9 protein-coding genes are annotated in these 13,682 nt (G+C 37.7%); 6 read left to right on the forward strand and 3 right to left on the reverse strand.

Annotated elements, in window-relative coordinates; all coding sequences use genetic code 11:
• Nucleotides 1-242: 242 nt before the first annotated feature.
• Nucleotides 243-1,547 carry a glutamyl-tRNA reductase gene (hemA, locus tag ACWA1F_RS14130; protein ID WP_306157200.1) on the forward strand — a complete coding sequence of 435 codons (1,305 nt, stop codon included), beginning with the start codon at nt 243-245 and terminating at the stop codon, nt 1,545-1,547.
• Between the two features lie 168 nt (nt 1,548-1,715).
• Here the strand turns inward: hemA and ACWA1F_RS14135 are convergent, their stop codons facing one another.
• Nucleotides 1,716-3,134, reverse strand: a complete 1,419-nt coding sequence (locus ACWA1F_RS14135; protein ID WP_306157198.1) for an SDR family oxidoreductase — start codon at nt 3,132-3,134, stop codon at nt 1,716-1,718.
• Nucleotides 3,135-3,146: 12 nt separating this feature from the next.
• Nucleotides 3,147-3,830, reverse strand: a complete 684-nt coding sequence (locus ACWA1F_RS14140) for an SDR family NAD(P)-dependent oxidoreductase (RefSeq protein WP_306157196.1) — start codon at nt 3,828-3,830, stop codon at nt 3,147-3,149.
• A 479-nt stretch (nt 3,831-4,309) separates the two neighbouring features.
• Here ACWA1F_RS14140 and ACWA1F_RS14145 point away from each other — a divergent pair, with 479 nt between their 5' ends.
• Nucleotides 4,310-4,681, forward strand: a complete 372-nt coding sequence (locus tag ACWA1F_RS14145) for a helix-turn-helix domain-containing protein (RefSeq protein ID WP_306157194.1) — start codon at nt 4,310-4,312, stop codon at nt 4,679-4,681.
• A gap of 1,222 nt (nt 4,682-5,903) precedes the next feature.
• Here the strand turns inward: ACWA1F_RS14145 and ACWA1F_RS14150 are convergent.
• On the reverse strand, nt 5,904-6,239 hold the full coding sequence (locus ACWA1F_RS14150) for a hypothetical protein (protein ID WP_306157192.1): 336 nt from the start codon (nt 6,237-6,239) through the stop codon (nt 5,904-5,906).
• A 472-nt stretch (nt 6,240-6,711) separates the two neighbouring features.
• Here ACWA1F_RS14150 and ACWA1F_RS14155 point away from each other — a divergent pair, with 472 nt between their 5' ends.
• The 4 genes from ACWA1F_RS14155 (at nt 6,712) to ACWA1F_RS14170 (ending at nt 13,677) form a co-directional block, all read left to right on the forward strand.
• Nucleotides 6,712-7,743, forward strand: coding sequence for a LacI family DNA-binding transcriptional regulator (locus ACWA1F_RS14155; protein ID WP_306157449.1), 1,032 nt, complete (start codon nt 6,712-6,714; stop codon nt 7,741-7,743).
• Nucleotides 7,744-8,168: 425 nt separating this feature from the next.
• Nucleotides 8,169-9,203 (forward strand): glycoside hydrolase family 43 protein, encoded by a 1,035-nt coding sequence (locus ACWA1F_RS14160; RefSeq protein WP_306157190.1) that lies wholly within the window; start codon nt 8,169-8,171, stop codon nt 9,201-9,203.
• 21 nt (nt 9,204-9,224) lie between these two features.
• On the forward strand, nt 9,225-9,935 hold the full coding sequence (locus ACWA1F_RS14165; RefSeq protein WP_306157188.1) for an NUDIX hydrolase: 711 nt from the start codon (nt 9,225-9,227) through the stop codon (nt 9,933-9,935).
• Nucleotides 9,936-10,587: 652 nt separating this feature from the next.
• Nucleotides 10,588-13,677, forward strand: coding sequence for a SusC/RagA family TonB-linked outer membrane protein (locus ACWA1F_RS14170; RefSeq protein WP_456894434.1), 3,090 nt, complete (start codon nt 10,588-10,590; stop codon nt 13,675-13,677).
• Nucleotides 13,678-13,682 lie beyond the last annotated feature (5 nt).

Consider the following 13,682-nt stretch of genomic DNA (forward strand, 5'->3'; position numbering starts at 1 on the left):
GGGCAGCGTTTTTATTTGAAGCGTTGTTTCATTCCAATACAATCATGCATATGCTTAAGGGCTGCCGTTTGTAATTCTAAATTTAGGCTTATGGTATTGGGCGTATTATGATTTGAAAAATTACAGCATGATCCCCGGCATTGCAATTGATCCGATTGTTCACAGCACTTCAGGATGCAATTCCGAATTTATTTTATAAAACTGATCTCCCTAATTGTTGAATCTTTAAGTGAAGTTATCCTATGGAAAATTTGAACCTGTCCAAAAATACCACTTTTTATGCTTTAGGATTAAGCTATAAAAAAGCAGATGCCCTGATTAGAGGGAAATTCAGTTTAGACCCTAAAGGGCAGTCTGATCTGCTGGCACAGGCTAAAGCTGAAGGTATAGATTCATTAATTGTAATTTCCACCTGCAACAGGACTGAAATTTATGGATCGGCTTCTCATCCATATGAACTGATAAAACTGCTTTGCTCAAATACCGAAGGCAGCGTCGAGGAATTTCAGCAGGCCTGCTACATTTATAAAAATAAAGATGCGGTCAATCATTTTTTTCGAGTTGGGGCAGGCTTGGACAGCCAGATACTGGGTGATTTTGAAATCATCAGCCAGATTAAAACTTCCCTTAGCAACAGTAAATCACATGGGCTGGTCAATACGTTTTTGGACCGTTTGGCCAATGCAGTGATCCAGGCCAGTAAAAAAATCAAAACAGATACAGGAATCTCCTCAGGTGCTGCATCTGTTTCCTTTTCAGCCGTACGGTATATCATTGAAAATGTCCAGCAGATAGGCAGCAAAAAAATTCTGCTGCTTGGAACAGGCGATATAGGAAGAAATACCTGCGAGAATTTAATAAAGCATACCAAGAACGGCCATGTTACCGTTATAAACAGAACAAAAAGCAAGGCCCAGGCACTGGCAGGAAAACTCAATGTTATAGTTAGGGATTATAATGACCTGCAGCACGAACTGCAGCAGTCCGATGTTGTGGTGGTGGCAACAGGGGCAGATCATCCAACTGTCTGCAGCGAACTTCTGAATTTAATTAAACCCTTATTGATCTTGGATTTATCCATTCCAAGAAATGTAAACCCGGATGTGGAGAAGCTCCCTGGTGTAAGGCTTATTCATATGGATTACCTTTCTCAGATGAAAGATGAGACCCTGGAAAAGAGAAAACAGCATATTCCAGCAGCCGAAGCTATAATTGAAGAGGTGAAGCTGGAATTTAATACCTGGGTGCAGACAAGAAAATATGCCCCGGCAATACATGCATTAAAATCAAAATTGAATGATATTGCTGCAGGGGAACTGGCTTTTCAGAAAAAGAAATCCATTAACTTTGATCAGGCTCAGGCTGATGAGATAAGTTCGAGAATCATTAATAAAATAACCAGCCATTTTGCAGGCCATTTAAAAAATGAGGACTGCTCAATTGATGAGAGTATTAAGTTTATTGAAAAAGTATTTCAGCTGGGAGAATATGAACCGCTGAAAAAGCATTCACCCATAGAGGAGAAATACAAAATTAATCTCTCTTGATAATCAATAAGTTTTTAAAGTAGTTTTGAATCAGTTTTTTCCAGTTGGAACAATCTTATATCCAGCAGGTCTAAACTGCTTAAAACACTGCGGCGAAATATCTTACTATCCAATAAATATTCTGTATTAATATTGCAGATTAACTCTTCTCAAGGAAGTTTAGGGTTTTCATTTGATTAGTTTATTAAGCATCCCGTTAAAAATGAAACCGTGAAAAGGCAGCACAGCATACCAGTACAATCTGCCTGAAAGCCCTTTAGGCCTGAAAGTTGCGGCCTGATACAAGGTATTATTAATGATCTTAAATTCAAGCCAGGCTTCCCCGGGCAGTTTCATCTCAGCGTATAAAACCAGTTTACCCTGTTTTTTGTCGGCATACACCACACGCCAGAAATCTAAAGCATCCCCTGGAAATAATTCATTTTTATGGGTTCTTCCGCGTCTGGTGCCCACACCTCCGAAAACCTTGTCAATAAATCCCCGCAGATCCCACAGCCAGTTGGCGTAATACCATCCGGTCCCACCGCCTATTGACCAGATTTTTTCAATGGTATATTCGCGGTCTATAATTTCTTTTTTCCTTCTGTCTATATAGCAGCCCTTTTTCGGGACCTTTAAATACCGGCTGATGCCGCCGGTAAACCTGCTGCTGGCGAGCGAATCTTTCCAGCTCGATACAATATCATTCTGCTGTATTTTCTTCAGGGTCCTCTCCAGTGCTTCCCGATATGTCATGGGGCTTATATGAAGCAGGGTATTTATACGATTATCACGGCAGACCACTTCTATTTTCATGCTGCTGACCAGAGCTGATGCCAATTTGTAAGATGTTGATGTAACAAAATAAAGCCAGTAGGAGGATAGTTTCGGGGTCATGACCGGAACAGTAAAAATGTATCGGGTGAGTTTTTTGGCCCTGGCAAACTCCAGCAGCATTTCTTTATAGGTCAAAATATCCGGCCCGCCTATATCAAAGCTCTGGTTGTAGGTCTGGGGATTTAAAAGAGAGCGGGGTAAAAATTCCAAAACATCCGAAACTGCTATAGGCTGGCATTTGGTGTTAAGCCACTTTGGTGTGATCATAACAGGGAGTTTGTCCACCAAATCCCGTATGATTTCAAAAGAAGCGCTGCCTGAGCCTACTATTATACCTGCCCTTAGTGTTGTAGAAGGTATTTCAGTGCTTTTTAAAATATCCTCGACGGCTTTTCGCGAAGACAAATGTTTGGATAAGGATTTGTCATTTACGATCCCGCTGAGATAGATAATCTGTTTTGCCTGCGTACGGCTGAGCCTGTTTATGAAATTATAAGCAGAGACACTTTCCATTTTATCGTAACTCCCTGATGTGTCAGACATGGAATGTATCAGGTAATAAGCAGCGTCTATATCCTCGGGAATATTTTCTAGACTTTGGGCATCAAGAAAATCCCCTTGGACAACTTTTACATTACCCTGGGCTGTATGGGGATAATTGAACCTGCTTTTATCCCTTACGCAGCAGATAACCTGATGTCCGTTTTTTAGAAGAAGCGGCAAAAGCCTTTTCCCTATATATCCTGTAGCTCCGGTCAAAAGAATCTTCATGGTCAGTTTTTATTATATCTTAAAGCTGACAAGCCCGTAATCCATTACAAAAACCTGTCCTGAAATAGAAGAAGCGCTGTCTGAAATCAGATAATCAGCCATTTGGGCCACTTCACGGGCCTGAAGGTAATTTTTCATGGGATGGCGCTCTTTGATGGACTCTTTTATTTTGTCGTTTCTTAAAATAGAGGCAGAAAGCGGTGTCTGGGTAATGGTCGGCGCTACGGCATTAATGCGGACCTGGCCGGCAAGCTCTGCCCCAAGGGATCTCACAAGTCCTTCGACGGCTGCTTTAGATGCTGCAATGCTGGCATGAAAGGGCATGCCGAGTTTTACGGCCACAGTGCTGAACAGCACTATCGACGGGTCAGCTCCCTTTTTTAGGATTGGGAGATATTTCTGGATTACTCTCACGGCCCCCATTACATTTATTTCAAAATCATTTCTGAAATCATCAGCATGCAGACTCTGGAAAGGCTTAAGGCTGATCGACCCCGGGCAGTATATAATAGAATCGATCTGCTGTATATCAGGCAGCGGATCTTTGAGAATATCGGCGCAATGATGGATAAGATTGCCGTGCGATGTGTCAGGGGGTGTGCGGCTTATGTTAAAAACGCAGCTGTTTTTTAGTTTTTTCTCCAAAAGGGCCCTTCCAATCCCTGTGCTGGCTCCTATGATCAGAATTTTTTTCATATCGGGTGGTTTACTCTTTTATCTAAAATGATATAAGCCTAAAGAATTTACTATTTTGCGCTTTATCGGTCTTTTAGGTCAAATTGGGAATAGAAGTAGTAAAGATACAATTTTGTTTAATGTTAATTTATATTTGTTAAACAAATTTTTTCAGTTTCTGCCTTCCTGCCAGCCTGGAACTGATTTGAATCTTATTGCAGCAATGCCATTGGCCAGTGCTGTTTTCCGGACGGCAATTTTACTTACATAATAAAACAGCGGGCAATATTATTTTATAAACAAGCTTTTTTTTTATGTTTTTTTTAAGAAACGTTTAGTTTTAAAAATCGTTTCTTTAATTTACAAGAAGAAATCATACAGCCCTGCTGATTGGACAGAACTGTTCAATCAATGCTCGGATCTGTGGTGTATGGATTTGGAGAAACAGGCTGAGGCATTTAGATTTATCAGTTCGATTTTAACTTAATACAACCTATAGAATGTCTGGAGAAATAAATGAAAACATAAAAAGCATAAGAGAACTCAAAAACTATACTCAGGAATATATGGCCTTCAGGCTGGGCATTACCCAGGCAGGCTACAGTAAGATGGAAAGGAACGGCAGCAGGATCAGCTTTGAGAAATTAGAGGAAATAGCAGTCATATTTGAAATGGATCTGAAAAGCATCATCAATTTTGGCAGCACCCTTAATTTTAAAAGTGCCCTGCAGATTCCGCCGCATGCTTTAACCGGTTCAGGGCTTTTAAATGCTGAATACCTCTACAGGGATAAAATCAGATTATTGGAAAAACTGCTCGATATCACAGACAGGGAGCTGAAAACCTACAAGGATAAATTTGGCTGTCTTTAAGTTTTTTTGGTCAGAGCTGATTTTAGAGGTAATCTATCTGCCGGCAGATATGGTTTTTCAGCAGTGTTCGTTTGTCGATAAATCGGACAGGGCTGCTTTATTTTCAGTGCTTAATTTTTAGATGCCGATGAGCAGTCAGTCTGGCTCGTAATTTAATGCAATATTTAGTCCGTTTTACTGGAATGCGGCAGAGCGTTTGAAAAAACAGCGGATGAGGAATTTAATTCAGCGGGTATAGTATGTATATTAAGGCCTTATGATTATATAGAAACATTTATTTGGAAGATTATGTTTTTATGGACAGCCGTCTTATTGCATGATAAGGCGGTTTTTTTTCTTCAAAATTCAGATTCTAAATCTGCGTCAACGGGGGTAACGGTTCAGCAATAATAAAGAGTATGCAAATTTTTAAAGAGCGATTCTTTTGCAAAAAAAAAATAATGCCGTCTCATTTTGAAACGGCATTATCTGCTTAATGTTTTCCATGGCCTTTTTGATGATCATGGTGCGGGCCGTGTTTTGCTCTGCCAGGCCCCGTCCTGTTTGTAATAGCTCGATACCAGATTAGCTTCCCCGTGCACATCCGGTTTTCCTTCTGCCCTTATCTTATCGGATAATATTACGTTTAAGGCCGATAATGATATTGTTTATAGTATTATGTCCGCCTTATTTACCGATGATAGTTAACATGAGAAAAACTTTAGGGTCTGGGTTTTGATATTATAGAAAAGATTCACGTTTATAAAATAAATTAAGCCGCAGCTGGAGATCGGGGGCTCACTGCCTGCCTTGAGAACTTCAGATTGAAGCTGTAAAAGTTTTGAAATTTTATTTTTTTTATCTGTCTTTATTTTGGATTTTAAAATTTAAAAAAGAAAGCAGGTATTCTTAACCTTTCCCAGCTTGAGCGGGGAAAGTTTTTTTTTTTGCTGATTAATGGAAGGTAAAATACTTTGAGGCTTTTTTGTAAATCGATGAATCCTGCTGACTGCCATTAAAGATGCTGCCGCATCTGGCAGGGTCATCTCCTGAATGGAGCGGCCAGGACCCCGCCTGGGGCTGGAAATCTATCCCTTGTACTTATTTTTATGTAAGCTTTTAATCTGTTGCCCTTATAGATCACATCCGCGCAGGGCATTTAATCCCGGTTTTAAAATTTCCGCTCCGAAGGCTTATGGAAGCGGGAAGGGCCGCCGTCTGACTCGTCTCGTGCCAGTTCATCTTACTGAAGCTCTTCACTGCCGAGCTGCCCGATCTCGAATTCCCTGTTTACGGGATTATCATCATCTTTCTGGATTGTTTCAAAGGCCTCGTCTTCATCCCGTGTGCTTTCAGGCTTGTCGATGTCTGTTTCAAATCCTCTTGAAGGGCGATTCTCCATAAGGTCTTTTTCGATGTCCTTCCCGATGATGTCTTTGGAGCGGGCATCTGATTCCTGGTCCAGGTTCTCCGCGCCATAAGGATTGCTGTCAGCGCTGCTGTTTTTTGGGCCTGCGGCTTCGTTTTGGTAATTCGCTTTGTCTTGTGACGTATTCTGTGCTGTGTCTTGATTTTTCATTTTATTTTTTTTTAAAATTAACTGCTGCTGTTTTTTTTAAGTAATCTGCCTGTAAAGCGGCTGTATCGGCTTTCCGGGCCGGGCCGGGGCTCCGGGCTTTCAGCTTTGCGCCCTGCCTTTTGCCTTTGGGTTTGGATTTTGGTTTTCTGCTTTAGCTTTATTTCATTTCGTTATTTTCTAGCCACTGCACACTGCTTTCCACAGTATCCAATACGGCTCGTGATATAAATAAGTTTTTTATTTGAGTAAAACTAAAAACAACCGATTGCGTTTAGGAAAGAAAAATAAATTAAACATGAAATATTTTTTTAGGAAAAAGAGTGCTTTTTTATTTAGTCTATAATTTTTTGTGATAAATTATATGTATTTGCTATTTAAATATAGATTTGTATTGAATAATGAAAAAATAATACAAGGCTCCAATTCATTTTTTTTTGAAATTATAGTTATATTTACGACTAATTATATAGTAATGGAAGAACATAGACCTGTAACTATTTATGATATTGCAGAGCGACTTAATCTGGCTACATCTACCATTTCAAGAGCTTTGAAGGATCATTATAGCATAAGTGATAAAACAATTAAAAAAGTTAAAAGAACAGCAGAGGAGATGGGGTTTGTTCCCAATACTCTGGCTGCAGGATTAAGAGGCAATAAAGCCAAAACGATTGGTATTTTAATACCTACAATTACACAGCCGTTTTTGTCATCATTAATTAGTGGAATTGAGGTTACTGCCAGAAAATCTGATTACTCAGTGATTATTATGCAGTCGCACGATTCCTATGAAGACGAAGTTAATATGGCTAAATCCCTTTATAGCAGCAGGGTGAGTGGCGTTATTTGTTCGTTAGCCATGGAGACAAAAGATACTTCTCATTTTCAGCAATTTACAAATAATAATATTCCACTTGTATTTGTCGATCGTGTTCCTAAAGGGTATAATACTTTTAGAGTAGTAATTGATAATTATACTGCTGGTTATAAAGCAACAAAACATCTTATCGATCAAGGCTGCACAAGAATTGCACATATGACTGCAGGAGCAGAATTTGGTAATCTTTACAAAGAACGTAAAAGGGGATATCTTGATGCCTTGACAGATCACGGCCTGCAAGTTAAAGAAGAATGGATTATAAATCTTAAAACAATGACTTATGATGCCGGAGTCAAAGCATGTCAAAAGCTGTTTGGTTTAAAAACACAACCGGATGGACTCTTTGCGCCTGGAGATATTCTAGCTGTCAGTGCTGTGCAAACCGCAAAAAAAAGAGGAATCAAGGTCCCTCAGGATTTTGCCGTAATTGGTTTTAATAATGACCCTATATCAGAAATAATTGAACCTAATATTTCGACTATAACGCATCCTGCAGACAAAATGGGTAAGGCTGCGGCAAATATTGTGATAGATACTATCGGATCTCGTAGAGAAGAGGAAGCCAAAGAAATAACTTTTTTAAATACAGAAGTGCTAATTCGGGAATCATCTAAAAGAGCCTGAATTTTTTGAGACAAAGAAAGAAACTGCTGTTGCATTTTATGTAATAGCAGTTTTTTTGGTATAAAATTAGATTTTATATAGCATTACTCCTATATAATGAGTTAAAAATATTAAATCATTATTAAGTGGCAATACTAAATATAGGTTACACTTTGATAAATTATATAACAATCGATTGTTTAGCTAAAATAACCTAAATTACACTCTCTATACTTGTAATATATGAATTTTTTGTATAATTTTACACAACCGATTGCTTATTTATTTTAAATGAATAATTGCTTCATTAAAAAGAATAGCAGTAAGTGTATGTGCTACATTCATTAATCCTTGTTCTCATCTTAAGTAAGTCCTTTCTCAAATAATGTGAGATAATAAGAGGGTTTTAAGAGAAAAGAGTTTAAATTATTTAATAGAACACCACTATGCCTGAAAAAAGCATTGAACATATTAATTTCGAGCAAATTAATGATCTGGCGATTTCAAAGCCTTTAGTATCCCACATTTACACAGCCGATCCTTCGGCGCATGTATTCAATGGAAAAATTTACATTTATCCGTCGCATGATATAGATGCCGGAATTCCGTTTAACGATAACGGAGACCATTTCAGGATGGAGGATTATTACGTTTTTTCGATGGATACGATATCCTATGAAGCTGTGGATAACGGAGTAGCACTTCATGTTGATGATGTGGCTTGGGCCGAAAAACAAATGTGGGCACCCGATGCGGCGCATAAAAATGGAAAGTACTATTTGTATTTTCCAGCCAAACGTGTCAACGGGATTTTTCAGATTGGAGTGGCCGTAGGGGATTCGCCAGAAGGTCCTTTTATACCTCAATCTGATGCTATAAAGGGGAGTTACAGTATTGATCCGGCTGTTTTTGAAGACGAAGATGGCAAACACTATATTTATTTTGGTGGCATCTGGGGCGGACAACTTCAAAAATACCGTAATAATAAGTTTGATGAAGACAACGAAGAACCTTTGGCGGAAGAAAAAGCTTTAGGGCCAATTGTGGCTTTGTTAAGAGATGATATGCTTGAATTTGCGGAAGAACCAAAAGAAATTAAAATTTTGGATGAAGAAGGAAAGGAGATTCTTGCAGGTGATAATAATCGTCGTTTTTTCGAAGCTTCATGGGTTCACAAATACAACGGAAAATATTATTTCTCTTATTCAACAGGAGATACACATTTTATCTGCTATGCGATAGGTGAAAATCCTTATGGACCTTTTACTTATCAGGGAAGGGTTTTAAATCCTGTTCTAGGATGGACATCACATCATTCGATTTGTGAAGTGGAAGGTGAGTGGTATTTGTTTTACCACGATTCGAGTCTGTCTAAAGGAGTAACCCATTTACGAAGCATAAAAGTAACTAAAATAGATTATTTAGAAGCCGGATCAATTGTTACAATTGATCCGTATGGAATAAGAAGGTCGTTTGATTGATAGTGATTTAATTTTGTTTCTATGAAAAAGGAGGAATTGGGAAAACGTAGATGCAATGACATAAGCGGTAAAAATAATATAGAAATAAAGTGCACAATATTCTGTCTTGAAGAGAGAAAGCTAAAGGTGCTCGTTATTAAAAATGAAAGTGATTTTACGGAAGACAAATGGAAATTGCCAGGTGCTTCATTACCTTTAGGAGAGACAATGTTCAAGACAGCACAAAAAATAGTACGAGAATCTATTTTTTCAGATGATTTCTTTTTAGAACAGTTAAAAGCATTCGAATACGATTCTTCTTTGTTTGGAGAGAATGTTTCGATTGGATTTTATGCCTTGGTAAGAGGAGGGGAAACGGATGCCGATAATGAAAACCTGAGTTCGGACATGAATTGGATTGCTGTAAATGATGTGGATTGTCTGGAAGAGAAACATCTACCGATTTTAGACTTTAGTCTAAGGGAACTAAAAAAGAATATGCGTTGCAGTGCAGTAGGTTTTAAACTTTTACCTGAAAAGTTTACCTTGCTTCAGGTAATTCATTTGTATGAGGAGATATTAGGAATCGAAATTAACAAAGTCAATTTTAGAAGGAAGATTTTACAGAGAGGACTAGTTAATGCCTTAGATGAAAAAGAAGAGGGAGTCTCCTATCGAGCCGCAAAATTCTATTGTCTAAATATATTGGAAAGTGATATGCTGTGGAGCACAAAATTCAACTTCAATTTTTGAATACTATTTGCCTGAATTTTTTAAATTGCTTTCAGCTGTGAATATGATAGCTGTAAAAAGTTATTAGCTATGTCCCGCACAATATAAAATGAATCTTTTTATTTCGGATTTGAAAGTGTAGTTAATTTTTTAAAATAAATCTGTTTTTAATTTATGAAACCTTCCATCGCAATGTTGGAAGGTTTTTTTATGGAAAGCAATCGATTGTTTTTATTTTTTATAAAATATGAATAATGATATGATTAATGACTTATTTGTAAGTATTAGTATTTTTCTTAGTAATTACTTGTATTTCTACGTTTTGATAGCTGCTTTTTAAGTCTTTTGAAGTGATAAAAGAAACACCAGATTCTTTTTGTGTTTTCTTTAACAATTTTTATCAAATGATATTTTTTTATCAAGTTTAGCTACAACGTTGTAGTTAAATTTAGTAAATATTCATTTTTTTTTGATTATATATGAGATAAGTATTTTTTTTGAGCCTATTTTTTTTATACTTAATAAAAAATAATTTACACAACCGATTGTTTTTAAAGCATGTTTTGTTATATTTGTAATAAATACACTTATAAAAATACCAAAATACATAGCATGAAAGTGTATAGGAATACTAACTAACAAAAACCAATTTTAATAATTAAATCCATTTTTTATGAATAGTTTTTTTATTACAAGTAAATCGGAGCATCTAAGGAGTTTCGGTTTTTTGATTCTGTTGTTTTTGGTGTCATTTCAAATGAAGGCACAAACAACAGTTACAGGAACAGTTTCGGACGCAAGTGGCCCAATTCCGGGAGTGAATGTTACTTTAAAAGGAACAAAAAACGGGGTAAGCACCGGTTTCGACGGAAACTATCTTATAAATGCTCCTTCAAATGGTGTACTCGTTTTCAGTTTTATAGGCTTCAAAAGCAGAGAAATTAATGTAAATGGGCAAACTAAAATCAATGTCCTTTTAGAGGAAGATTCAAATAACTTAAAAGAGGTAGTCGTTATTGGATATGGTACTCAAATTAAGGAAGCCGTTACGGGATCGGTTGCTTCATTGGGAGGGAAGGAATTAAATGAAGTGCCTGCGGCTAATATTACTCAAGCCTTGCAAGGAAGACTGCCTGGAGTTGAAATGACCCAGACATCTTCTAAACCTGGGGCAGCCATGCAGATTAGAATACGTGGAACCAGATCCCTGACAGGCAGTAATGATCCTTTGGTAGTGCTGGATGGAGTTCCGTTTGCAGGTTCCATAGGAGATATTAATCCTGCTGATATCAAGTCGGTTGATATTCTAAAAGATGCTTCTGCAACTGCTATTTATGGTTCTCGTGGAGCAAATGGTGTAATTTTAGTGACTACTTTAAAAGGGAAAAAAAATCAAAAAGCAACATTTTCATACAACGGCTTTAGCGGAATAAAACAGGTTTTTTCAAGGTATCCTATGATGGATGCCTCTAAGTTCGCTGCACTTCGTGATTATACAGGCTTGTATGTAGATGGTGTTGACGAAAAAAGAAATGTAAATACAGACTGGCAGGATTTATTGTACGGTTCGGGTGAAATGATCAGTCATGATGTAGGTGTTTCAGGAGGAAGTGAAGGCGGAGCTTATAATGCTGGTTTAGGTTATTATAAAGAAGAATCAGTATTGCCCGGACAAAAATATGAGCGTTTTAGCCTAAGAGCAGGATTGGATCAGCAGGTTAACAGATCGATACGTCTTGGATTTAACACCAACAGTAATTTCAGTATAACTAATGGGGATAATATTGGAACAGGAACAGTTTTAGGTACTTCGCCATTGGCGAATCCATACAATGCAGATGGTTCCTTAAAAAGAACAGTAAGTATGGCGGCAGATGATCAATGGGTTTATACTAGACAAACAATCAGAAACCTTGGAGATTCATACGTTAATTTGAATAGGGCTTTTAGTTCTTATAACAACATTTTTGCTGAGGTTAAAATTCCAGGAATCGACGGATTGAAATACAGACTTAATACAGGGTTAAATTTCCGCACCTCTAATGCAGGATATTATGAGGGACAAGGGGTTTTTGACGTTAATCCTGCAACATTGTCAAATGCGGCAATCACGAATGGATGGTCTACTCAGTGGCTTTTGGAAAACTTAATAACGTATGATAAGACTTTTGCACAGAAACACACTATAAATTTTGTCGGATTGTATTCAAATGAACAATATACAGGTCAGAGTTCCCGAGTGACTCGAAACGGAATTACTTCTGATGCCTTTCAGTTTTATAATTTAGGACAGAGTGAAGAGGAAGCTGTAATTAATCCGACAGATCAGGATTACACCCAGTGGGGATTAACATCTTATATGGCAAGGTTAATGTATTCTTATGACAACCGCTATTTTATATCGGGGACGGTGCGTTCAGACGGTTCATCAAGATTATCTCCGGGAAACAAATGGGTGACTTATCCAGCAGTATCTGCAGGATGGACAATTTCGAATGAATCATTCCTTAAAGATGTTAAAAATATTAGTTTATTGAAATTAAGAGCAGGATATGGAGAAACGTCAAATCAGGCAGTTGCTCCTTATGCAACCCTTGGGGCATTAAGTACAAGACCTTACAATTTTGGAAGTACTAATTCAACAGGAGTTTACGTAACAGAATTGCCTAATCCTAATTTAGGATGGGAGTTTTCAACTACCTGGAACTATGGTTTGGATTTTGGATTCTTTAACAACCGTTTATCGGGTACAGTTGAATATTATAAAACAAATACGAAAAACCTGCTGCAACGCGTGGGATTGCCAGCAACTTCTGGAGTAAGCGGTTATGTAGCCAACGTAGGAGAAACACAGAACAAAGGGTATGAAATATCTTTGAATGGAGTTATTCTTGATAATCCTAATGGGGTAACATGGTCTGTGGGAGTTAATTTTTACAGAAATGAGAACAAACTTGTTGCTTTAGCATCAGGTGCCAGTCGTGACGAAGCAAACAATTGGTTTGTCGGATATAATATAAATTCAATCTATGATTATGAAAATATTGGAATCTGGCAGGAAGGCGATCCTTATATGTCAATTTTAGAACCTGGACCAACCGGAATTAACCAACAGGGAACAGTAGTAGGATCAATCAAGGTTAAATACACGGGAGAGTATAATGCTGATGGCTCGCCAGCTCGCGCCATTAATGCAAGCGACCGCCAGATTATCGAAACTGATCCTGATTTTCAGGGAGGCTTCAATACGAATCTTACATACAAAGGATTTGATTTTAATGCAGTAGGCGCTTTTAAAAGCGGTGGAGTGCTGATTAGTACTTTGTACGGAGGAGCAAGTTACTTGAACTTATTAAACGGACGTCGCAGCAATGTGGATGTTGATTATTGGACTCCGGATAACAGAGATGCAGAGTTTCCTAATCCGCGAGGCATCAGAAGTGGCGATAACCCTAAATACATGTCAACAATGGGATATTTTGACGCTTCTTATGTAAAAATTAGAGCACTAACTCTTGGTTACACTATAGATCAGAACTTTACAAGAGGGTTGGGGATTGATAAACTAAGACTATATTTTACAGCCCAGAATCCATTTGTTTTATTTTCTCCTTATCATGACAAATCTGGAATGGATCCTGAGACAAATTCATTAGGTGATGAAAATCAGGCAGTAGCCTCTTATCAGAGAAGATTCTCTGTTATTGGTACTAACACACCTACCACCAGAAATTATTTATTTGGACTTAATTTAACATTCTAATCACA

The sequence above is a fragment of the Flavobacterium erigeronis genome, from assembly GCF_054075165.1.